The following is a 23,147-nucleotide window of genomic DNA, read 5'->3' as shown; positions in this document are numbered from 1 at the left end:
ATTAAGTTGTCTTTACTATGGTTTTTTTGAAATTTATTTTAAAAAGCAAAACATATAAGCCCAAAGTCAAAGTAAAACCAACACATGCCACTGTAAAAGGAATTACCAATCCATATTGATCTACAAGAATACCCACTAAAAAGGAAGATATTAATACTCCTAGATTTTGAAAAAAATGTACTTTACTATAGTCTATTGCATAGGTCTCAGGAGTACTAGATTCAAACAACAATACATCAAAACGAACAATGGCTCTAAAAATCGCCCATCCATATACGATTCTACCCAGAATAACTAAAAAAGGAATTGGGATACCTTGTGCTAACAAACCAATGACACCAACACATAGAGGAATTATGATACCACTGGATTTTGTTCCTTTTCTTTTTATATCCCACCAAAGCACAAGCAATGCTACAAAGCCAGGTAGTGCATATACCGCCCCAGAAAATAGTGTACTAGAATTGGCCGTTATATACTCCCAATAGGTTGAAAAAAAGGGTCGGGTAATAAATGCGCTTGCATATAACAGTAGTGTTGTAATTCCTATTTTTAAGATGAATCCTTTCGGAATCATTTTCTTATTAGCAATTATTTTTTCCTCGGTTTCATTGGTTCTTGAGGTGTCATATTTCTCACTTTTAAGTAAATAACCGCTCATTCCCATTTGTATAAAATCACCTCCCGCCATAATTAAAAATATATAACTGGCATCAATCAAATCGACAGTAAACCCACCAATAACTGCTCCTAAAATCCCACCCAAATGGACAACTACCGATAATAATCCTATAGTACCCGGATGTTCTTTTTTGGCGATGATTTTTAGAATGTATGGATAGACCAATAAGTAACTTCCTTTAAATAATATCATGATGAGCGATACTATCCAAAAATTGATATAAGACGTAGTCCAATAGCAGTATAATGCTAATAGCCCAGCAATGAATTGTGTATACACCAAAATATTAAGTTCTGCCACTTTTTTAGAAACATACGCCCAAAACGGAAAAGCAATCATCACCATAAAACAAATAGCCGCAAAATAATACCCTACCCATTCTGGATCGGTAACACCAAAACGAGCCTCAAAGAACTGTGGGTAAAAAGGATGTAGTAAATAATCACTTACCACAGCGACCAATGTCATTATAATTAGGAAATTCTTCATATGGTAGGCTCTTGTACTTTAATTTCTTCTTCTTCGGTAACTTCAAATTGCTGAAAAGCGATTCGTTTTTCGATTGGATAATAATCTGTTCCTGTAAGCTCCTTGATGATATATGAATTTCGATAGCATGCCATTCCCAGATCAGGAGTAACAAATCCATGGGTATGTAACTCTGCATTTTGCACAAAAACATCTCTACCTTTATGATCAATGGTGTAATTACGATGCACATTATATCTTCCTTTTTCATCCCATCGAATACCATCTTTAATTCCTTCAATACATTTAGGCCGCTGATACATATAACCCGTAGCTAGCACTAACCCTTCTGTCTGATGTTGGTAATACTTATTCTGCTCGTATTGATGTATTTCGAGATAGAATTTTTCTAAAGTAGCATCATAATCTGCCTTCTTTAATTCTGAATTCGTTCTAAGGTTGATCTTAACTTTATTGGTTAATTGTTTGGTATAGATCAAATCATAAATATTGGCAATCAAATCTTGATTAATGCCCTTATACAAATGTTTTTGGTTCTTGATTAGGTCATCTCTTTTAGCAGAAGGCAAGTCATAGAAATAATCTACATATTCTGGAGAGGTCATTTCTAGTGTAAGCTTAGAATACTCTAACGGAAAGAATCTAGGTGATCTTGTGATCCAATTGAGTTCGTATCCCTTTGTATCAATATCTTGTAAAAGGTCGTAGAAAATTTCAGCCGCACTTTGCCCACTACCTAATACAGTAATCGATTTTTTAGATTGTAGTTTTTCTTTATGAGAAAGATAGGCCGAAGAATGAATAGTTTTTCCTTTCAAAGAGGTACAACATTTAGGAATAAAAGGCTGATTACCGGTACCTAAAACCAATTTTCGAGTTTTATATACTTTTTGTTCGTTTGTTTTAGTACAATTTGAAAAAACGATATAATACTTCTCTTCTTCATTGTAAAGAATTTCTTTAACTTCAGTTTGAAAATGAATATTTGAGAGTTTACTAATAGCCCATTGGCAATATTGATTATATTCATTTCTTAAAACCAAGAAGTTTTCGCGAATATAAAATGAATAGATACGCCCCTGCTCCTTGATATAATTTAGAAAACTATATGGATTTGTTGGATCCGCCAGTGTTACCAAATCTGCCATAAAAGGGATCTGAAGCGTGGTATCCTGAAGCATCATCCCAGGGTGCCAATCAAATCTTTCCTTTTTATCCAGAAATAATCCATCTAACTCAGCAATAGGTTCTGTTAGACAAGCTAATCCAAGGTTCATAGGGCCAACTCCAATGGCTATAAAATCGAGTATGGTTTCTTCTTTTGTATTCATAATCGTCTAACTAATTATTTAATCGTATAGTTTTTACCGGTTTCTTTGATCATTTGGATGATATGTAGCAAATCATCGATAGTACTTTTAGGATTGAGCAGGGTGAATTTTAAATACACCTTATCGTTTAATTTTGTACTTGCTACAGAGGCTTGACCAGATTTGAAGAGTGTATTTTTGATGAATAAATTAATGGTATCATGTTGTGCGTCGCTATTAATCCCAGATATTTTATATCGAAATACCAAGGTGCTCAATTCTGGTTTATGAGCAATTTCGAAATCCGGATCATCTTTAATACTATGATACACATCTAAGGCTAAGTAGTGAACTTTTTCCAAAAATGAACCTATAGTTTTGGCTCCAGTCATTTTTAAGGTAAACCAAAGTTTCAGAGCATCAAACCTACGTGTAGTTTGTATGGATTTTTCGATTAGATTAGGACACTCCTCATCTCTATGCTCTAAAGGATTGAGATAATCTGCGTAGTAAGACACATATTTAAAGTATTTTGTATCCTGCACCAAAAAAGCACTTGAACAAACAGGCTGAAACATCGTCTTATGAAAATCAATAGTGACAGAATCTGCCCTCTCTATACCTTTTAGTTTATGTTCATGCGTCTCTGTTAATATGTAACTACCACCGTAGGCTCCGTCTACATGAAACCAAATATCATATTCGTCAGTAATTTGGGCAATGGTCTCAAGAGGGTCAAAACTCCCAAAATCTGTAGTTCCTGCTGTAGCTATGATACCGATTGGGATATTGCCCAACTGTTTTTCTTTTTCTATTGCCTGTACCAATGCTTCAGGTTTCATTTTCATTCGATCATCGGTAGCAACAGGTATCACGGCATTATACCCCATTCCTAAAAGGGCTGCATTCTTCTTAATGCTAAAATGTGCTTTTTCAGAACAAAAGAAACGGAACTTAGAGACAATATCTGACCAACCATTTTCTTTAAGATTGAGTCCATAATGTTTAAAAGCATAATGATCTCTAGCCATTAACAAGGCCATGAAATTAGACTGTGTACCACCACTAGTAAAAACTCCATCTGAAACAGCCGGTAATCTCATTTCTGAACATATCCACCGAATCATTTCTTGTTCTATTAATGTTGCAGAAGTACTTTGATCCCAGGTTTCGATTGCAGTATTTACTGATGAAGCAACTAAATCCCCTACGATAGCAGGAAGCAATACAGGACAATTAAGATGCGCCACATAATTAGGATGATGAAATGCTATAGTATGATCTAGATATAGCTCTTTAATTTCTTTAAGTGCATCATCTATAGATAAGGTTACATTTGGATCAGCGGTTAATAAATTAGTTTTTGATCTAAGATTATTAGGTGACTCTCCACTATAAAAGTTTTCATTATTCAAGAAATTGGTAACATAATCCAATGCTTTTTGAATATATTCTTGATAGGTATATTTTGAATGAGAGTCAAAAAACTGATCAATCTTGAGATCAGTTGCCAAGTTCGTTTGTGTTTCGAGGAACATATTGTTTTTATTTGGTCTAAATAAGCATTGCAAATGTAGAGTCAAGTAAAACTAAATTCATGACGTATGTTGGATAAAAAAAGACGTGAGATTTAATTTGGAGGTTATTTAATGCTCTGGTAACACTTTTTGATATCTTAGTGCATTCTAGCCAAAGTTTACAGAAAGCCCTTGACTACTGCCAAGTTTCATTCAACTTTAATCGATTAAAAAGTCAGTTACATTCTCTATCGGCTTCAGAAGTAGCAGAAACGGGACTCGAATATCGCGTCAAGTTCGATCCAAACTCTTGCGACTTTCATGTCATGAGGCTTAAAAATAACTTAGCCCCTTGTTTATAAACACTTTGTATTATTATACTACCAATTAGTATTGTGATAAAGGCATTCACTCTTTCATGAGCGTTTGTGACAGGACTAATTATTCTTCTTTTTTCGAAAAACTATTACGGAATTTCCTTTAAAATTCTGAACTATGAGATCTCCATAATGAGCGTCAAATTTTTATCGAGTTTCAATGATACAAGATCGTTGTAAAACACATCTGATTTATCGAAAAGTAAAACAATTTCATCAATTTTCAGGATATTCTATCTTTTTTTCATTTTATAAAAATTAATTTTTAACAAACCAAAGAGCATAGATTACCCAAATGTAGAAAGTTTTTTTACAACTATCTATTCAATTGATTTTCAATTAAATAAACAACATTTCCTATTCTTTTCTTATAACCCTTAGTTGAAGATATTGGTTTTTGCGAACACGAAATATTTACATTTTTTAAAACATTCAGCGAACGTTCGCTTTTTTATTCAAAAACTTTTTTATAATATTGTCCTGTAATTAATTCACTATGAAGAATAGCAGATTATTAATAAAACAAAAAAATGAAAAGATGAAATCTCAAGTAAAGACTAAAACATTAGTTACGAATTGGGCTATTAATAATACGCTTGATTACAACTCAAAAAAATAACAGTTTAAAATAAAAATAGTAACCTAAAATAGAATTTAAAAAAATAACATTATGACTACTTATAATTCGGCTATTGATATTGTACGCAAATTAAAAGCAAAACACGGAAATACTTGGGCAACTATAAACCCAGAAAATGCAGCCCGTATTGCTGTCCAAAATAGGTTTAAAACAGGATTAGATATTGCTAAGTATACAGCGTCTATTATGCGTAAAGACATGGCGGAATATGATGCTAATAATGTAAACTATACACAATCACTGGGTTGTTGGCACGGTTTTGTAGCACAACAAAAAATGATTGCAGTAAAAAAGCATAAAGGTACAACAGACAAATCATACTTATACCTTTCTGGCTGGATGGTAGCAGCATTACGCTCTGAGTTCGGACCTTTACCAGATCAGTCAATGCACGAAAAAACTTCGGTTCCTAAGTTAATTGAAGAGATATATACGTTCTTACGTCAGGCAGATGCCGTAGAGCTAAATGACTTATTTCGTCGTCTAGATGCTGGAGAAGATGTTCAAGCAGAGATCGATAATTTTGAAACACATATAGTACCTATCATTGCAGATATTGATGCAGGTTTTGGTAATGAAGAAGCAACATACCTTTTAGCTAAAAAAATGATCGAAGCTGGTGCTTGTGCCCTTCAAATCGAAAATCAAGTATCCGACGCTAAGCAATGCGGTCATCAAGATGGTAAAGTAACAGTACCACATGAAGATTTTATCGCAAAGATAAACGCACTTCGATATGCTTTCTTAGAATTAGGAGTAGAAGAAGGTGTAATTGTTGCTCGAACAGATTCTGAAGGTGCTGGTTTAACACAAAAACTACCTGTATCTATGGAAGAAGGAGATTTGGCATCAAAGTATATGGATTTTGTTGAAGCAGAAGAAGTACGTTTAGATGAGGTGAATCAAAATGATGTATTATTTAAACGTGATGGTAAATTGGTTCGTCCTGTAAGAATGCCAAACGGATTATATAAATTTAAAGAAGGATCTAACATTGATCGTGTTGTATTAGACTGTGTTACAAGTCTTGAGAATGGTGCAGATTTATTATGGATCGAAACTCCAACACCAAATGTGAAGCAAATTGCACATATGGTAAACCGAGTTAAGGAACAGGTACCTAATGCAAAATTAGTATACAATAATTCTCCATCTTTCAATTGGACGCTTAATTTCCGTCAGCAGGCATTTGATGCTATGGTAGAAGCAGGAGAAGATGTATCTGCCTATAATAGAGCAGAACTAATGGAAGCAAATTATGATGGTACTGAATTATCAGGCCGAGCAGACGAAATGATTCGTATGTTCCAGGCAGAAGCGTCTCGTGATGCTGGTGTGTTCCATCACTTAATTACACTACCAACATATCACACTACTGCATTACATATGAATGATCTTGTAGAAGGTTATTTCGGAGACGAGGGAATGTTGGCTTATGTAGGTTCTGTTCAACGTCAAGAAATACGAAAAGGTGTTTCTTGTGTAAAACACCAACGTATGGCAGGTTCAGATCTAGGAGATGATCATAAAACCTTCTTTGCTGGTGAAAAAGCCTTAAAAGCTGGGGGGGAGAAAAACACTAGTAATCAATTTGAAGTTAAAACAACTGCTAAGGAACCAGAAATGGCTTTAGATAAATAAAACTTGCGTTGAAGTTTTTTTAGAAAGGTGACTCTATAATAGAGTCACCTTTTTTTATGGCTTTAAAAAATAAACCTATTGACAAACAAACTTACCTTTCTTAAAATTAGGTGTGCTAAGAGTAAAACAATACTAGGAAGCTTAATTGTTTCACGTATCTGTGAATTATAAATATGATAGTTTTTTTAAAAAAAGTATCAATAAAGAATAGGGTATTTCGCATACTAACTGTAATCTATATAGACAAGATGATGAATTATCTTTTTGTATGAGTAAAAGTTAATATATGTAATGAAAATTACCCCAATAGTAAATATTTATGCCCCTTATTATGAAAAAACTACTACTATTCTTAGTATCGTTAATCAGTTTTTGTGCCTATGCACAAACATTTACCGAACTCGCCACAGCAAATTTAGAAGACGTAACTCAAAGCTCAGTAGCTTGGGGTGATTATGACAATGACGGAGACTTAGACGTATTGTTGACCGGTTGGACAGGAAGCACGCGGGTTTCAAAAATATATACCAATACTGCAGGAACGTTTACTGAACTTGCCACGGCAAACTTGACCGGCGTAAATAATAGTGCTGTAGCTTGGGGTGATTATGATAACGATGGGGATTTAGACGTATTATTGACGGGCTGGACAGGAAGTACACCAGTTTCAAAAATATATACCAATACGGCAGGAACATTTACCGAACTAGCTGCTGCAAATTTAACAGGAGTATATTATAGTGCCGTAGCTTGGGGTGATTATGATAATGATGGAGATCTAGATATCCTATTAACAGGAAATACGGGAAGTACACTGGTTTCTAAAATATATACCAATACAGCAGGAACTTTTACCGAATTGGTCGCAGCTAATTTAACAGGAGTGACGGATGGAGCTGTAGCTTGGGGTGATTATGATAATGATGGGGATACAGATATAGTATTAACGGGCTCCACAGGAAGTTCGCGAATTTCAAAAATATATACCAATACGACAGGGACTTTTACTGAGCTCGCCACAGCAAATTTAGCACAAGTGTCTTTTAGCTCAGTAGATTGGGGCGATTATGACAATGATGGGGATTTAGACATATTGTTAACCGGTATAGAAGGAAGCACAGCTAGCACAAGTATTTCAAAAATATACACCAATACGGCAGGGACTTTTACCGAGCTAGCCACAGCAAACTTAACAGCAGTTAATGTGGGTTCTGCGCTTTGGGGCGATTATGACAATGATGGAGATTTAGATGTATTGTTGAATGGCTGGACACCCAGCGGAAATATTTCGAAAATATATACCAATACAGCTGGAGTTTTCACAGAGCTTGCTACAGCCAATTTACCAGGCGTTGCATTTGGTCGTTCTGCGTGGGGTGATTTTGATAATGATGGCGATTTAGATATCCTATTAACGGGAGAATTTCCTGCAACCTCAAAAATATATACTAACAATACAGTTACGCCTAATACAGCACCTACAGCACCTACGAATCCGACAGCAGTAGTAAATAAAGACGAGGTTACGGTAAGTTGGACAGCGAGTACCGATGCAGAAACTCCTAGCAGTGGATTAAGTTACAATGTATATATAAAAGATGCTTCGACAAGCTCAGCATACGCAGTTAGTCCAATGGCACAAGAAAATAATGGTTGGCGTAAACTTCCTGCTTTAGGTAACGTACAACAAAACACTTCATATACGTGGAAACTACCTCAGCAATATCATGGCACAAAAAATGACTTTACTTTTAAAGTACAAGCCATTGATCACAGTTTTGCGGGTTCTGCATTTTCTGCTGAAAGTACTTTTAGTGTAGACTTAAGACCTTTTACTGAACTTAATACAGCAAATTTAATAGATCTTTTTAACAGTTCTACTGCCTGGGGTGATTATGATAATGACGGGGATTTGGATGTCTTACTAACAGGATTAGACTCATATGCATCTAATAGAAGGTACTCTAAAATATATACGAATAATAATGGAACGTTTACTGAGCTTACTTCTGTAATCTTGCCAGGTGTAAGTTCTGGTAACTCAGTATGGGGCGACTATGATAATGATGGAGACTTAGATATATTATTAAGCGGCGCTATAACTAATACTTCATATACAACAAAAATTTACACCAATAATGGTGGTACTTTCACTGAGCTCACCGTTGCTGGTCTTTCCAATATAGGAGGTACTGTAGCTTGGGGAGATTATGACAATGACGGAGATTTAGATATCCTGTTTTTAGGAGGTGACTTAAGCGGAACTGCATTAAAAATATATACGAATACTAACGGAACTTTTACAGAGCTTGCTACATCAGGTATATCAGGTATAGGTAGTGGCTCAGTAAATTGGGGCGATTATGATAACGATGGGGATTTAGATTTCTTATTAACTGGGTATACAGGAAGTGAAGATATTTCTAAAATCTACACCAATAATGAAGGCGTTTTTACGGAATTAACCTCTGCGAACTTAATAGGTGTATCCTTTAGTTCAGCAGCTTGGGGCGATTATGACAATGATGGAGATTTAGATATCTTATTAGCTGGGTATTCAGGAAGTACAACGGTTTCAAAAATATATACGAATAACGCTGGGGTTTTTACAGAATTAGCTACTGCGAATTTACCAGGGATACAACATACTGATGTAGCTTGGGGAGATTATGATAATGATGGGGATTTAGATGTATTACTAACTGGCGTAACAGGAGGAGGTATAGGTGTTTCAAAAATATACACGAATAACGCAGGAACTTTTGCAGAGCTTGCCACAGCAAATTTAACAGGTGTACTTCAAGGTGCTGCTGCCTGGGGCGATTATGATAATGATAACGATTTAGATATTTTGGTTTCTGGTCTTCAATCAAATGGAACAGGCTTTTCAAAAATATATACCAATAATACACTTACGCCTAATACACCACCTACAGCACCTACGAATCCAACAGCTGTGGTTAATGGAGATGAGGTAACCTTAAGCTGGACTGCTAGTACCGATACAGAAACGCCTAATAGTGGATTAAGTTATAATGTGTTTATAAAAGATGTTTCGACAAGCTCAGCATATATAACTAGTCCAATGGCACAAGAAAGTGATGGATGGCGTAAACTACCGGCTATAGGTAATGCAGGACAAAACACTTCATATGTATGGAAATTGCCTGAAGAATATCTTAATACAAACAAAGATTTTACTTTTAAAATTCAGGCTATAGATCACAGTTTTGCTGGCTCTGAGTTTTCTACAGAAGGAACTTTTAGTATTGTAGATTTAAGAAATTTTATTGAGCTTCCTACAGCAAACTTAACCAACGTTTATCAAAGTGCCGTTGCTTGGGGAGATTATGACAATGATGGGGATTTAGATCTATTAGTAACGGGTAAAAAATCAATTTCCGGAGCTACTGATCCTATTTCAACAATTTATACCAATACAGCAGGGACTTTTACAGCACTAACTTCTGCTAATATAGTTGGTGTACAATCCGGAGCTGTGGAATGGGGGGATTATGATAACGATGGGGATTTAGATCTACTTATAACAGGTTTGGATATTGGGAATACTCTTATATCAAAAATCTATACCAATACTGGAGGTTCATTTACAGAACTCGCTACTGCTAACCTACCAGGAATAGCCTTTGGAGATGTGGCTTGGGGAGATTATGATAATGATGGGGATTTAGATATATTCTTAACGGGAGGTATTTCTAAAATATTTACTAATAACGCTGGCGCTTTTACAGAACTAGTAACAGCCAGTTTCCCAAGATTAAGTAGCGGTTCTGTAGATTGGGGCGATTATGACAATGATGGGGATTTAGATGTATTATTAACCGGATATACAGGGAGTTTAGATATATCAAAAATCTATACCAACAATAATGGTGTTTTTACAGAACTTACCTCAGCCAATTTAACAGGAGTATCGTATAGTTCAACTGCTTGGGGAGATTATGATAATGATGGCGATCTAGATATTTTGTTGTCTGGATATACAGGAAGCGCTAGAGTGACAAAAGTATACACCAATACAGCCGGAAGTTTCACCGAACTTGCAACAGCCAATTTATTAGGTGTGCAAGAAGGTTCGGCAGCTTGGGGAGATTATGATAATGACGGTGACTTAGATATATTATTAACAGGCTCTGGAGGCACCGCCTCAACTAGAATATATACGAATACCGCAGGTGTTTTTACGCACCTTATTACTGATGATTTACCACACATAGTGGTTAGTGATGCTGTTTGGGGAGACTATGATAATGATGGCGATCTAGATATAGCGTTGGCAGGGGTTACAAATAGTTCCTTCATTTCAAAAATATATATTAACAATATAGCTACTTCAAACACAGTACCTACAGCCCCAACGAATCCAACAGCTGTGGTTAATGGAGATGAGGTAACCTTAAGCTGGACAGCCAGTACAGATACAGAAACTCCTAGCAATGGATTAAGTTATAATGTATATATAAAAGATGCTTCGGCAAGCTCAGCATACAAAGTTAGCCCAATGGCACAAGAAAATGATGGATGGCGTAAACTTCCTGCTAAAGGGAATGCAGGACAAAGCACTAATTACATATATAAACTTCCTGCTGCTTGTACTACTAATTATACTTTTAAAGTACAAGCTGTAGACCATAGTTTTGCAGGATCAGCTTTTTCATCAGAAGGAAGTTTTAGTACAGTAGATACTACTAACCCAACAATAGTAACACAAGATATCACCGTACAGTTAGATGCTTCAGGAAGTGCAAGTATCACACCTGCTCAGATTGATAATGGTTCTACTGATAACTGCGGAATACAATCGATGAGTTTAGATAGTACATCTTTTGATTGTACCAATGTTGGAGCAAATACAGTGACCTTAACCGTAACCGATATAAACGGAAATTCTGATACCAAAACAGCAACCGTAACGATAGAAGATAAGATTCTTCCAACCGTTGTTACCCAAAATATCACCGTACAGTTAGATGCTTCAGGAAGTGTAAGTATCACTCCTGCACAGATAGATAATAATTCATCCGATACCTGTGGAATTCAATCCATGAATTTAGATACAACTTCATTTGATTGCACTATGGTCGGAACAAACACTGTGACTTTGACTGTAACTGATGTTAATGGAAACTCGGCTTCGAATACAGCTACAGTAACGGTGGAAGATAACGTAACACCAAGTATAATCACTCAAGATATCACTGTACAATTAGATGCTTCAGGAAGTGCAAGTATAACACCAGCGCAAATAGATAATGGTTCCTCAGATGCATGTGGAATCCAATCGATGAGTTTAGATACTACCTCATTTGATTGTACGAATGTCGGAACAAACACAGTGACCTTGACTGTAACCGATGTCAATGGAAACTCCGCTTCGAATACAGCTACGGTAACGGTAGAAGATACTGTTGCGCCAACGGTGGTAACACAAAACATTACGGTATCATTAGATGCCACAGGAAATGCAACCATCACTCCCGCTCTTATCGATAATAGTTCTTCGGATAATTGTGGAGTTCAATCGATCAGTTTAGACACCACTAGCTTTGATTGTACAAATATTGGAGCAAATACAGTGACTTTAACGGTAGCTGATGTGAATGGAAATTCGGCTTCAAATACGGCTACAGTAACCGTAGAAGATACTATTGCACCAACGGTTGTAACTCAAAATATAACAGTACAGCTAGACGCTTCAGGAAATGCAACCATCACTCCAGCTCAGATTGATAATGGTTCTGCAGATACCTGTGGAATACAATCGATGAGTTTAGATAGTATTTCTTTTGATTGTACTCATGTCGGAACAAACACAGTAACGTTAACGGTAACCGATATCAACGGAAACTCAGAATCTAATACAGCGACAGTAACGGTAGAAGATACTACACAACCCATGGTAGTTTGTCAGGACATAACGATTCAATTAGACGCTTCAGGAAATGCTACCATCACTGCAGCCGATATTGACAACGGTTCTAGTGATGCTTGTGGAGTTGTTTTAACCTTAAACAGAGTTCAGTTTTCGTTAGCCGATGTAGGCATCCATACAGTTACACTTACAGCAACTGATTCCTCGGGTAACATGAGTAGCTGTAATGCTTTGGTTACGGTAGAAGATAATATACCACCGGTAATTACTTTGTTAGGAGACGATCCTCAAGTAATCACAAAAGGCTCTGACTATATTGAGTTAGGAGCCATTACAAATGATGGATCTGAAGTGGTTATTGATAGTTCTAATTTTATAGATGCTACCGGTACATATTATATTTCATACAATGCAACAGATAGTAATGGTAATATGGCAGATGAGGTAATTAGAACTGTAATAGTAAATAATCCCAGTCCAATTTTAGAAGTATTTCCTAATCCTGCTTCAGATTATATAAGAGTTCTAAATTTTTCGAATCTTGAAAGTTTAGAGATTTATACTATGACAGGAAAGAAAATTCATCATTTTAATCAAGAACAATTACAGGAATATATAAAAGTTGATCATTTACAAGAGGGGATATACTTATTACGAGGGGATTTTATTCCTAAAGGAACTGTATATGAAAAGATAGTGATTAAACACTAAAGTATAAGAGAATAGATAAATTCAAAGATAAATATGTAGTAGACAAAAGGAGAGATTCTCCTACCACCTAATCCAGGCTTTTTGACTCATCGAATTCTACATCTTAATAATTAAATAAAAAAGCTCCAGAAATGTTCTGGAGCTTTTTACTTAGTAGCGCCAAGCGGACAATTATCGAACTTTTGGATCGTAGATTCTAACTTAATTCTCTCGAAACCAATTGATTTACAGAAATTCTATTTTACATAATTTTTATTGTTTTATACTAGTAAATTAAAAATAATCCAGAATCAATTCAATTCTTATATTTAATTCCTACGAATCAAACTTTTAGTCTTAATCATTAATAGGCCAAAAAAGTTTTTAGTTTAGATCAACAATATTTTGTCTACTTAATGAACTCATCTTGACTTTTTCTATTTCCTAAAAAATGACTGAAGTTCACCCATATTTCGTTACTTTTCTTATCTGTAGCGCTGGTATAGCTTTCAAAAAGTGCCTCATCTGGTCAAATTTCAACTCATTTTCGGTCAAAAACAAAAAGTCAAGATGAATTCAATGCTATTAATCCATATCTTTAAAATATGAATCCATTTATAACCTATATCAAACAATATATAAATCTGCCTTCAGAGACCGAGGAGGAAATTGTAAATCTCATATTAACGGAAAAACTTGATAAAGGAAAAGTTCTACTGGAAGAAGGAAAAACATGTAATCGCTTGTATTTTATTGTTGAAGGTACTGCCAGAACCTATTTCTATCAAAACGGAAAAGATATCACTTATTGGATTTATCCCGAAAACATGTTAGTTACCTCTTGGCATAGTTATATGTTAAGAAAACCTTCTTCAGAATATCTCGAAGTTACCGAAGAATCTATCCTTATGTCTATTACTTATGATCAATGGCAAGAGTTATATGCCAAATATCCAAGATTGGATCGCTTCGGAAGATTGGTTATTGAGGAACAAATGGCACTACTTGATGATTTTTATAAAGGGTATTACTTCTTATCTGCCAAAGAAAAGTACGAATTATTGATAGCTGCATTTCCTACAATCACCCAACGTGCCAATCTAGGGCATATTGCATCAATGCTAGGGATCTCTCAAGAAACATTAAGTAGAATACGAGGAAAATAAAGAAGACTTCCGAAATTTAGAAGCCTTCTTTCCCACAAATCATGAAAAAACTAGACTTAAAAAACGCGTACTACATTAAACCCAAAAAACACATCTCCATCATTCCAATCACCTTCTGCGTTACTTATAAAACCAGGCTCATTTGTTGATTGTGCGTTAGAGAATAACAATTGAAAAACATGCCCTCCAGTTTCAATATCAAGCCCAACAGTCAGGGGATTATTATAAATAGATTTTGATGCTCTACTAAAATTATAGACATAGTCTAGATTAAAAGACATTCTTTTGGATATTTTAAACCTTCCCCCTGCTCCTAATGCATATTGATTATGGTCTTGAAATGGTTCTAAAACTAAATTTTGTCTTACAAAAGATGGTACTAGCTCTAATGATAGTTTTTTAGTAATTCTTCTTGAAATCAATAATTGAGTTGCATAACTCAGCCTATCTCCAAATTTTAAAAAGGGAAAGCGATCTTTTCGTAATGCGGTATTTATATTGATGGTTCCATATGCAACAAGATTTAAAGGGAATTTTTCAGATTGACTAAGCAATCTTATCTTCGCCGAACCTGCATAGGTTTTACGTAAAGATTCTCTACTTATCCCCAGCTGTACTTCATTAAAAACTCCATAAACCAATTGTATTTTGGTATTGGCATTATCAAAACCAAAAAAAGTAGAAAGCCCATCTTTTAAGGTTCCGAAACGATGTGATACATACAAATAAAAATCCCCTTTCCCGGCTACTTTTGTGCTTTGCAGATTTCCAATTTTCATAGCTTTAAAAGCTGGAGTACTGAATTTCTCTTCTTCAGTCTCTTGTTCTAACTCTTTTAGTAAATCATCCTGAGCATATATCATGTTAAAACCAAACATAAAAAGGATAAGAAATATATAATTATGGTTCATGGGTTGTTATTTTATAATAATAGTTTTATCTAATTTGAGTTCTTCCAATAGATCATCATAGCCTATTACTCTGCCTTTAATGTAAATGGTTTGATTTTCTTGGATATGGAAAAGCAAATCGGGATGTATTAATTGGCAATAAATAGCGGTATTCAACATCAAACCCTTTTTGTCTTTTGAGGTTACTTTTCCTGAAATTTCCACAACCGTTCCTTCCCATTTAACAGCACTTTTAGAGATTTTTGCCAGTAAATCTTCAGAAGTACCTGTAAATTTTGCGGATTGCTCTTCAATAGATGTATGTGGTTTGTATAGTATTCTGTAGGTGGCAAACCCAGCAATTAATACAATCACCAAGAAGAATAGAAGAATTCTACTTTTTTTGAGTAAGTTCATAATCGATTAGTATTTGGGTTTTTTCTGCGATTTTCTTTTTTACAATTCCAGGTATTTTGATGTCAAAATCTTTTGGATTCACATCAAATTCGGCACAAAGGGTAATCGAATTGTTTATTCGTTTTATTTTCACTTTGGTTTCTATCTCTCTAGGCTTTCCTTTAATAGTAAGTATACCTTTTAGTATGTACTCTTTGTCTTTTTCTATCAAGTTCGAAGCTTCAAAACCTTCTATTTTTCCTTTGAAAGTAGCTTTAGGAAATTCATCAGAATCCATATAATTTTCATTAAAATGTTCTTCCATCAATGCGATTTCAAAATGAAAAGCTTTTACAAAAAGTAGTGCTGCCAACTCACCAGTATCTTCTTTAAACACTACCGTAGTACTATTATTTTTGGCTTCTACAGGTTCAAAAGCCTCTACAGAAGCTTTAAACTCTGTAAGTCCTGTCTTGGTAAAATACTTTTGAGCCTTGGTGATTGGAGTAATCATTATCATTATTATACATAGTACTGTTCTCATCTTTAATGTGTTTCTATTGTTGTTCTAGTAATCCGTCTGTGATCCATTTATCTACTAATTGTCTTATTTGGGGGGTAAGTAAACCATTAGGAGGCATGGGGTTGGTTGCATCATTCATACGCGCTACCAGCCCATTGTTTAATGCTGCATTTTTAGTATTACTATAGGTACTAAGATCTAACCCTGCATTAGGTGCAGGACCACCATGGCATGTAATACAGAAATTATTCATAATACTTTGGACATCGGATTCGTAGGTCACTATTCGTGTAACTGGTGGTAATTCTTCTGCTACACTCTCCTCTATGATAGCGGTAGTACAACTTTGGCCAATAAGAATTATAATGGCTAAAAATGTGGTTTTATACATATCCATATATTTAATTTTGAACAGTTATGTTGTTTATGGTTACTTCTGCTTGTTGCTCTGGTAGGATGGTGATCATTTGTCTGGGATGAGTTATGTCTCCTTCAGAAATAAATCCATCACCATTTATATCTGCAGTAACATTTATATAGTAAGTACCAGGATGTAAATAGGTCACAAAAAATTGATTCTCTCCCTGAGATAGTGATGGAAATAATAATACACTATTAAATGCATCTTGATCAGTAACAAAAATCCCACTCTCATCGGTAAGTGCCTGTTTTGATAATTGTATTAAAAGTGTTTGGTTTTCTATGGTAACATTTCTTTGGATATTAATAGTTAAATATCCTAAGTGAGAATGCTCATCTATTCTATATGGATCTCCAGATTCTTGTGCCAAACTAAACACGTCTCCATTATCTTCCGCTTGTGCCAAAAAGGTAGCAGACTTAGCTTTGCTATCTCCCGGATTTATATAAAGGTTTTCCTCTACAAATCCGTTAGAAAAATCTACTGCAGGAGTATTTTGAGGAAAACCTACAGTCGTTGCAGCCGTTTGTGCCAAATCCAGATTCATTTTCTTTCCTTTAAAAGTCATATGTCGTGATGGAGGCACTATGATTCCCAATCGGCTGGTATAGGCATTCCAGTAGAGGCTATCTTGCTTAAACCGCAACTCCATATACATCACACCTATACCGCCTTTTGCATCAACTAATCGAAAATATTTGCCGTTTTCATCATTTCGTATACTATCTAACACAAAATAGCTTGTCCTATATATACCATTAAGCAATCCACCATTACGAGCCATAATAGTTCGGGTATTTTTAAAGTCGGTGACAAAAAAAGAAGTAAGCAGATTTCCAGCAGATCCTCCTTCAAATATGCCATGGATTTGGGATGGTGCGTTGGCTCGATAGTCGAAAGCAAACCAATCATAATCATCGGCAATAACACGGTTTTTACCTACCCAATGTCCCTGCATTTTTTCCAGAAGATCAAAACCTTCAGTATTTATATCAATAGGTTTTACTTCAGAAGATATGGGAACAGTTGGGTCTGTAGGGCTTGTAGTTCCCGCTATATTTCTGATATCGTCTGGGGTACATCTTGTAAACACAAATACAAGAAGACCAAAGCCTATAATTTGATAGATTCTATTCATATATTTTTTTATTATTAATTTTTCTAATCCAGATTTCTTTTAAAGGTTTGTTGACGAGATAAGTAGTCACTTCCAAACTATCCTGACTTATAACTTTAATATTAGGATAGTTTGTTTCGGTATTAGTAGCACCAGAAACAGCATCTATGTATCTGTTTTCTTTTTCTTTCAAATCAGAAAATAAATACTGAGGTGTCTGTCCATCATATTGATATGCTGTTGTGTCGTCATTGTAATACAAAACCTTGGCTTTTATTTTTCCATCATCTTCAACAATTTCATACGTAGCTCTATAAAAATTGCTCTCTAAGCTCCAGGCACCTAGTAATTGATTTTTCTTACCAGAGCATGAGAAAAGTAGTATGATCACCATACAACTGGTTATATATTTTTGAATTTGATTTTTCATAACGGGACAAAACTATGAGGCTCATAGGGTATATTTTTTGACCTATATCAAAATCATCTTTTTTGAAATCTTATTTCATTTTGATATAGATCAAAGACAATTCTACTTGCTTCATATAAGTTTGTCTCATAAAAATTTAAACTATGAAAAAACTGATGCAACGTTGGGAACTAGAAAAACCTTTTGACCTGATTATTATACTTTTTGTATTTGCTATTACAGGATCTTCATCTATAGCAATTGTAAGGCCAGCACTAAAATTGATGGGGCTTACCCTTGATAATCTAAATACATTTGTATACTATCCCTTATCAATTATCCTCAGTTTTATTGGATACCAAGTGTTTTTGGTTTTTTACGGTTGGTTATTTGGGCAATTCAAATTTTTCTGGTCTATGGAAAAAAAGATGTTGACTCGATTTGGCATCAAAATTTAGTATCTTTTAGGATCGTTTTAGACAAAACCATTAACCATGAATAAGTCTCAAAGATTAAGGAACCCAAATACACCTTCTGCAAAAACTACAAGATCAAACAGCCCTACAAAATGGCGAACAATTATAGCATTAATCTTAATGTATGTTGCCATTATAATGGATTGGCAATGGGCGTGGGGAATTCTATTTCTACTATGGGTAATCCCGGATTTGGTATCAGGCACCACTTATTTTATTGAGCCCATTGATAGAACAACTAACCCGTTTTTATACTGGGTAATTATCATCAGTTGGATTCTCATGGCCTTGTATTCTATATCAGTACTTTTTATAGATTATGACCAATTCTATTATTAAGGTGAAGAAATGGAAAACCATATTTGCTCTTACCCTTATGGGACCAGCCATTTATTTTAACTGGGGATGGTTTTGGGCCCTTTTTATTTTTCTGGGGTTGATTCATGTGGTTAGAAGCGGGGAGATTCATTTTGTAGAATCTGTAACCAAAAAAGAAACTCCAAAACTCTATTGGTTTATGATTATCATCTGGTCATTGCTTGCTTTATATTCGATGGTACTATATCTCAATTTTTGATATAAGTCAAAAGAGAAGTGAAAAATGATATAGAAATTTGCATCAATACTATACTAAAAATGAGAGTATCAAATACAATACTAATATTTCTAATCGGATTTACACTACTTTCTTGTTCGAGTAAAGACAAGATTGTTGGTATTTGGGAAGTACATAACGAATACAATCAAGCCACTTATGAAATTGTGCATTCTCGAGGTAAATTTTATGGAAAAATGCATCAATATACCGATGGAAAAACCCAATACCACGGAAACAATAAAAAAGAGGACTATTTTATTTCGGATATTGAAAATAAAAACGGAGAATACAAAAACGGAAAGATGCACTTTCCTGATAATCGCACGAGCAACATTTCTTTTGTTTTAAAAGATGATAATACATTAGAAGTTAGCATGATGTATGAAGGAGAGCCTTATACAGAAATTTGGAAAAGAAAAGGAACAAAAGACGCTATAACTATAGATATGGTACAGACAGAAGATAACACTTCTATTTTCTCAAAAAAGGTTTCTAATAAAAACAATACTTCAGATTCTGTAATGACAGTAACCGAAGAAAAAAAATCATTCAAACCTCAACCCAAAACACAAAGTTTAGAGAACAATATTGTTGGCGTTTGGGATGTAAAAACCGATTACTATCAAGCTATTTATGAAATAGAAAAAAATAAAGAAAAATTTATCGGAAAAGTGCATTACTATAACGACGGTACTACCGAATATAAAGGTAAAAACAAAAAAGAAGATTACTTTTTATCTAATGTAACATTCAAAGATGGACAATATAGGGATGGTAAAATGTATTTACCCGACGGAAGCTATTATCAAGTCATCTTCACAGTAAAAGATGAAAACACTTTAGAGGCAAAAATGACCATCGAAGGGCAACAGTATACAGAAACTTGGACCCGAAATATAACTTATAAATAATGTATTATGAGTAAAAAAAATATGATGCATACACTACCTGTTGAAGCATACACTTCTCAAGAATGGCTAGATCTTGAAATGAAACATATATTCAGCAATACCTGGCAATTTGCAGGGCTTGCAGAAGATGTTCTTAATCCCGGAGACTACATTTCCGTACAAGCCGGGTTAAATAATATCTTTATTGTTAAAGGTCGAGATAACCGGCTTAGGGCTTTTCATAATATGTGTCGCCATAGAGGGACACAACTGCTTCGTGCGGTAGGGAAAGCCAAAAAGGCGATTACCTGCCCATATCATGATTGGACATACGATCTTGAAGGAAAACTAATTAGTCTTCCTAAAAAAGATGAGGAGTTTCCTCAACTTGACAAACCTTTACACGAATGTGGTTTAAACTTACACGAAGCATCTGTAGATATTTTTAAAGGAATGCTTTTTGTACATCCAGATAAAGATGCACCAAGTATTATGGAGTTTTTTGGGGAGGTTGAACCTTATTTAGGCCCACATGTTGTTGAAGAATTGGTAGAATTTCAGGAAAAAGAAGGAGAACCTTTTTATATAAAAGAAATAAAGGCAAACTGGAAAATTATCGTTGAAAATTATATTGATCATTATCATCTTGCACATCTACACGAAGGCACTTTAAATATGTATGATCATGCCAAAGCAGAATTTGGTTGGGCTGGCCCTCATTATTGGTTTTATGAACCATTGGTGCCCGATTATGCTAAAGACGTAAAAAATGCTGCACCTTATCCCTTGATTGATTCGGTACCCGAGGATAAAATTGGAGCCTATGTGCCCTGGCTATTTCCGAACATTGGTATTACCGAAGGAGAAAGTGCCTGGAATACTTTTCATGTAACTCCATTGGCACCAGACAGAACCTTAGTGGTCATCCGATCTAAAACAATGAATGTTAGTGAATGGGAATATACCAAACAATATACTAAATCTTCTATGCATAAAATCTGGCAACATTATGGCAATAAGGGGAAATATGAAGGAGATCCCAGTGACCCGATGGCATCTGGTGATTTTATGGCAGAAGATGTATATGCCTGTGAACAACAACAAAAGTCATTACAATCACCAATGTTTAGCGTTGGCGCTCAAGCACAAAGAGGTGAGTTTGCGGTGAGTAAATTTCAAAGTGTTGTAAAAGAATGGATCGAAAAACATAAGAATGATGAGTAAATTTTATCCTTTAAAAGTTATTAATGCTAAAAAAGAAACTTCAGACTCAACTTCGGTTACATTTGATGTCCCTTATGAGTTATATGAAACTTTTAATTATAAACCAGGGCAATATCTTACCTTAAAGTTTAATTTAAAAGGAGAAGAAGTTCGTCGTTCCTATTCTTTATGTAGTAGTCCTACTATAGAAGAACCTTTGCGAATTGGTGTAAAAAGAGTAAAAGATGGTTTGGTATCTAATCATATCAATGACGATCTTAAACCTGGAGATATTATTGAAGTAATGCCCCCAGATGGACGATTTTATGCCACAGTTGAACAAGACAATTACAAAACCTATTATCTTTTTGCTGCTGGTAGTGGAATCACTCCTATTATTTCCATTCTAAAAACAATTTTAACAACAGAGTCCCATAGTTTTGTTCATATGATTTTTGGAAACCGAAGCCAAGAAACTATTATGTTTAATGAAGAGCTTAATCAACTACAAGAAAGGTATAAAGACAGGTTTGTTTTGATTCACACACTGAGCAGACCAAAAAGCAGTTGGAGTGATTTATGGAAAAGCTCTAATGAAACATCATTTAGGAAAGGTCGAGTAGATACCCAAGCAGTATCATGGTTTATTAATGAATACCCCCCTTATGCTCAAAATACAGAGTATTATATCTGTGGACCAGGGACTATGATTGAAAATACTAAAAATGCTCTTAAATCTATTGATGTCCCTAACGAACGTATTTTCATAGAAAGCTTTGGAGGAGTTAACTCTAATGATACTACAGAAGGTGTTGAAAATGCAAAGCTAAAAGCTAAGCTTAATGGTCAAAATATACAGATAACCATTCCAAAAGGAAAAACGGTTTTACGCACGCTTATTGATGCCGGGAAAGAACCCCCTTATTCATGCGAAGGCGGGGTGTGTTCTACCTGCATGTGCAAGCTTACCAAGGGTAAAGTGCATATGAAAAATAATCTGGCTCTTGATGATGATGAGGTGAAACAAGGCTATATCTTAAGCTGTCAGAGTATACCTATTTCTGAAGAAATCGAAATAGTTTATAATTAAAATATATTATGATTTTATAAATCTATTAAAAACGATTAAGCTCAGAATACAAATAATAAACTATAATGTAATCTTTTTCATACGTAACTAATAAGTAATTTTTGATCTACAGAACCGCTAAATTATTGAATTTCAAATAATTAAATACACATCAGCACATTTTTAAAACTTATAAAAAATCCTTGTAAAAGACTCACTTACAGGGGTTAAAATTTAAAAGTAGCAGAAACAGGATTAACTCCCTATGGTCGTTGGACCTTAAAGGGAAGCTTGCACAAAGAAAACCAATGATGCTGTGCATCATCTCTTTTTATACCCTACAATCTTTGATGCAGAGCATCAGATTTTCGGGTATAAAAAAACCAGATACTTTCGTATCTGGTTTTCTTCGTAGCGGGAACAGGACTCCCTTCGACTCGTACCTCGCTCAGGATAAACTTCTCGTCCTGTCAAGTCTTATTAAAATATTAGCAATAAAAAAAGCTTCAGAAAATTTCTGAAGCTTTTACTTAGTAGCGGGAACAGGACTCGAACCTGTGACCTTCGGGTTATGAGCCCGACGAGCTGCCTACTGCTCTATCCCGCGATATATGATTTGTAACTTACTTGTCTTTTCAAACTTCGAGTTATGAGCTCGACAAATTACTTATCATTCCTTGCGGACGGCAAATATACAACCATTTTTATGTTATGCAATACTATTTTTATTAAAAAAATCAAAAATAACGC

At 34.9% G+C, this 23,147-nt stretch carries 18 protein-coding genes and 1 tRNA gene; 9 read left to right on the top strand and 10 right to left on the bottom strand.

Features of this window, described 5'->3' with window-relative positions; genetic code table 11:
- Window position 1 precedes the first annotated feature (1 nt).
- From ABW637_RS06830 to ABW637_RS06820, 3 genes are read right to left on the bottom strand one after another with little or no spacing between them, the layout of a single operon-like run.
- Window positions 2–1,171, bottom strand: coding sequence for an MFS transporter (locus ABW637_RS06830; RefSeq protein ID WP_367583897.1), 1,170 nt, complete (start codon window positions 1,169–1,171; stop codon window positions 2–4).
- Entirely contained in the window at window positions 1,168–2,502 is a 1,335-nt protein-coding gene (locus ABW637_RS06825; RefSeq protein WP_367583896.1) for a lysine N(6)-hydroxylase/L-ornithine N(5)-oxygenase family protein, read from the bottom strand. The genes ABW637_RS06830 and ABW637_RS06825 overlap by 4 nt, the downstream gene beginning before the upstream one ends.
- A gap of 14 nt (window positions 2,503–2,516) precedes the next feature.
- Window positions 2,517–4,019 carry a pyridoxal phosphate-dependent decarboxylase family protein gene (locus ABW637_RS06820; protein WP_367583894.1) on the bottom strand — a complete coding sequence of 501 codons (1,503 nt, stop codon included), beginning with the start codon at window positions 4,017–4,019 and terminating at the stop codon, window positions 2,517–2,519.
- A 1,026-nt stretch (window positions 4,020–5,045) separates the two neighbouring features.
- On the opposite strand from ABW637_RS06820, the gene ABW637_RS06815 reads away from it, so the two are divergent.
- The 3 genes from ABW637_RS06815 to ABW637_RS06805 all read left to right on the top strand — a co-directional run bounded on the left by ABW637_RS06815 (window position 5,046) and on the right by ABW637_RS06805 (window position 14,405).
- The gene (locus ABW637_RS06815) at window positions 5,046–6,656 is read left to right on the top strand and encodes an isocitrate lyase (protein ID WP_367583893.1); all 1,611 of its coding nucleotides are present in this window, start codon (window positions 5,046–5,048) and stop codon (window positions 6,654–6,656) included.
- A gap of 331 nt (window positions 6,657–6,987) precedes the next feature.
- Window positions 6,988–13,260 (top strand): FG-GAP-like repeat-containing protein, encoded by a 6,273-nt coding sequence (locus ABW637_RS06810; RefSeq protein ID WP_367583892.1) that lies wholly within the window; start codon window positions 6,988–6,990, stop codon window positions 13,258–13,260.
- A 584-nt stretch (window positions 13,261–13,844) separates the two neighbouring features.
- Window positions 13,845–14,405 (top strand): Crp/Fnr family transcriptional regulator, encoded by a 561-nt coding sequence (locus tag ABW637_RS06805; RefSeq protein ID WP_367583891.1) that lies wholly within the window; start codon window positions 13,845–13,847, stop codon window positions 14,403–14,405.
- Between the two features lie 56 nt (window positions 14,406–14,461).
- Here the strand turns inward: ABW637_RS06805 and ABW637_RS06800 are convergent, their stop codons facing one another.
- The 6 genes from ABW637_RS06800 to ABW637_RS06775 are packed head-to-tail and all read right to left on the bottom strand — an operon-like array spanning window position 14,462 to window position 18,182.
- Entirely contained in the window at window positions 14,462–15,316 is an 855-nt protein-coding gene (locus tag ABW637_RS06800; protein WP_367583890.1) for a DUF5777 family beta-barrel protein, read from the bottom strand.
- Between the two features lie 6 nt (window positions 15,317–15,322).
- Window positions 15,323–15,712: a hypothetical protein gene (locus ABW637_RS06795; protein ID WP_367583889.1), complete on the bottom strand. Its 390-nt coding sequence runs from the start codon at window positions 15,710–15,712 to the stop codon at window positions 15,323–15,325.
- Window positions 15,690–16,235: a YceI family protein gene (locus ABW637_RS06790; RefSeq protein WP_367583888.1), complete on the bottom strand. Its 546-nt coding sequence runs from the start codon at window positions 16,233–16,235 to the stop codon at window positions 15,690–15,692. Before ABW637_RS06790 ends, ABW637_RS06795 begins: the two co-directional genes overlap by 23 nt.
- A gap of 13 nt (window positions 16,236–16,248) precedes the next feature.
- Complete coding sequence (locus ABW637_RS06785; protein WP_367583887.1) at window positions 16,249–16,611, bottom strand: cytochrome c family protein; 363 nt, start codon at window positions 16,609–16,611, stop codon at window positions 16,249–16,251.
- A 4-nt stretch (window positions 16,612–16,615) separates the two neighbouring features.
- Entirely contained in the window at window positions 16,616–17,773 is a 1,158-nt protein-coding gene (locus ABW637_RS06780; RefSeq protein WP_367583886.1) for a hypothetical protein, read from the bottom strand.
- The gene (locus tag ABW637_RS06775) at window positions 17,766–18,182 is read right to left on the bottom strand and encodes a hypothetical protein (RefSeq protein WP_367583885.1); all 417 of its coding nucleotides are present in this window, start codon (window positions 18,180–18,182) and stop codon (window positions 17,766–17,768) included. The genes ABW637_RS06780 and ABW637_RS06775 overlap by 8 nt, the downstream gene beginning before the upstream one ends.
- A 143-nt stretch (window positions 18,183–18,325) precedes the next feature.
- On the opposite strand from ABW637_RS06775, the gene ABW637_RS06770 reads away from it, so the two are divergent.
- From ABW637_RS06770 to ABW637_RS06745, 6 genes are read left to right on the top strand one after another with little or no spacing between them, the layout of a single operon-like run.
- Window positions 18,326–18,619, top strand: coding sequence for a DUF6787 family protein (locus ABW637_RS06770; protein WP_367583884.1), 294 nt, complete (start codon window positions 18,326–18,328; stop codon window positions 18,617–18,619).
- Between the two features lie 36 nt (window positions 18,620–18,655).
- Window positions 18,656–18,976, top strand: coding sequence for a hypothetical protein (locus ABW637_RS06765; RefSeq protein ID WP_367583883.1), 321 nt, complete (start codon window positions 18,656–18,658; stop codon window positions 18,974–18,976).
- Window positions 18,957–19,214 carry a hypothetical protein gene (locus ABW637_RS06760; protein ID WP_367583882.1) on the top strand — a complete coding sequence of 86 codons (258 nt, stop codon included), beginning with the start codon at window positions 18,957–18,959 and terminating at the stop codon, window positions 19,212–19,214. The genes ABW637_RS06765 and ABW637_RS06760 overlap by 20 nt, the downstream gene beginning before the upstream one ends.
- 59 nt (window positions 19,215–19,273) lie before the next feature.
- On the top strand, window positions 19,274–20,146 hold the full coding sequence (locus ABW637_RS06755) for a DUF2147 domain-containing protein (protein WP_367583881.1): 873 nt from the start codon (window positions 19,274–19,276) through the stop codon (window positions 20,144–20,146).
- Window positions 20,147–20,152: 6 nt separating this feature from the next.
- Window positions 20,153–21,349 carry an aromatic ring-hydroxylating oxygenase subunit alpha gene (locus ABW637_RS06750; protein WP_367583880.1) on the top strand — a complete coding sequence of 399 codons (1,197 nt, stop codon included), beginning with the start codon at window positions 20,153–20,155 and terminating at the stop codon, window positions 21,347–21,349.
- Window positions 21,339–22,418 (top strand): 2Fe-2S iron-sulfur cluster-binding protein, encoded by a 1,080-nt coding sequence (locus tag ABW637_RS06745; protein WP_367583879.1) that lies wholly within the window; start codon window positions 21,339–21,341, stop codon window positions 22,416–22,418. The genes ABW637_RS06750 and ABW637_RS06745 overlap by 11 nt, the downstream gene beginning before the upstream one ends.
- A 513-nt stretch (window positions 22,419–22,931) precedes the next feature.
- On the opposite strand, the gene ABW637_RS06740 is transcribed toward ABW637_RS06745, so the two are convergent.
- A tRNA-Met gene (locus ABW637_RS06740) sits at window positions 22,932–23,004 on the bottom strand.
- Between the last annotated feature and the right edge of the window lie 143 nt (window positions 23,005–23,147).

The organism is Aquimarina penaris (assembly GCF_040786285.1).
Taxonomy (GTDB): Bacteria; Bacteroidota; Bacteroidia; order Flavobacteriales; family Flavobacteriaceae; genus Aquimarina.
This window is presented reverse-complemented; position numbering and strand designations above follow the sequence as displayed.

Coding starts and splice junctions, on each gene's coding strand:
- ABW637_RS06830 (WP_367583897.1), bottom strand. CDS start 1,171: ATGAAGAATTTCCTAATTATAATGACATTGGTCGCTGTGGTAAGTGAT.
- ABW637_RS06825 (WP_367583896.1), bottom strand. CDS start 2,502: ATGAATACAAAAGAAGAAACCATACTCGATTTTATAGCCATTGGAGTT.
- ABW637_RS06820 (WP_367583894.1), bottom strand. CDS start 4,019: ATGTTCCTCGAAACACAAACGAACTTGGCAACTGATCTCAAGATTGAT.
- ABW637_RS06815 (WP_367583893.1), top strand. CDS start 5,046: ATGACTACTTATAATTCGGCTATTGATATTGTACGCAAATTAAAAGCA.
- ABW637_RS06810 (WP_367583892.1), top strand. CDS start 6,988: ATGAAAAAACTACTACTATTCTTAGTATCGTTAATCAGTTTTTGTGCC.
- ABW637_RS06805 (WP_367583891.1), top strand. CDS start 13,845: ATGAATCCATTTATAACCTATATCAAACAATATATAAATCTGCCTTCA.
- ABW637_RS06800 (WP_367583890.1), bottom strand. CDS start 15,316: ATGAACCATAATTATATATTTCTTATCCTTTTTATGTTTGGTTTTAAC.
- ABW637_RS06795 (WP_367583889.1), bottom strand. CDS start 15,712: ATGAACTTACTCAAAAAAAGTAGAATTCTTCTATTCTTCTTGGTGATT.
- ABW637_RS06790 (WP_367583888.1), bottom strand. CDS start 16,235: ATGAGAACAGTACTATGTATAATAATGATAATGATTACTCCAATCACC.
- ABW637_RS06785 (WP_367583887.1), bottom strand. CDS start 16,611: ATGGATATGTATAAAACCACATTTTTAGCCATTATAATTCTTATTGGC.
- ABW637_RS06780 (WP_367583886.1), bottom strand. CDS start 17,773: ATGAATAGAATCTATCAAATTATAGGCTTTGGTCTTCTTGTATTTGTG.
- ABW637_RS06775 (WP_367583885.1), bottom strand. CDS start 18,182: ATGAAAAATCAAATTCAAAAATATATAACCAGTTGTATGGTGATCATA.
- ABW637_RS06770 (WP_367583884.1), top strand. CDS start 18,326: ATGAAAAAACTGATGCAACGTTGGGAACTAGAAAAACCTTTTGACCTG.
- ABW637_RS06765 (WP_367583883.1), top strand. CDS start 18,656: ATGAATAAGTCTCAAAGATTAAGGAACCCAAATACACCTTCTGCAAAA.
- ABW637_RS06760 (WP_367583882.1), top strand. CDS start 18,957: ATGACCAATTCTATTATTAAGGTGAAGAAATGGAAAACCATATTTGCT.
- ABW637_RS06755 (WP_367583881.1), top strand. CDS start 19,274: ATGAGAGTATCAAATACAATACTAATATTTCTAATCGGATTTACACTA.
- ABW637_RS06750 (WP_367583880.1), top strand. CDS start 20,153: ATGAGTAAAAAAAATATGATGCATACACTACCTGTTGAAGCATACACT.
- ABW637_RS06745 (WP_367583879.1), top strand. CDS start 21,339: ATGATGAGTAAATTTTATCCTTTAAAAGTTATTAATGCTAAAAAAGAA.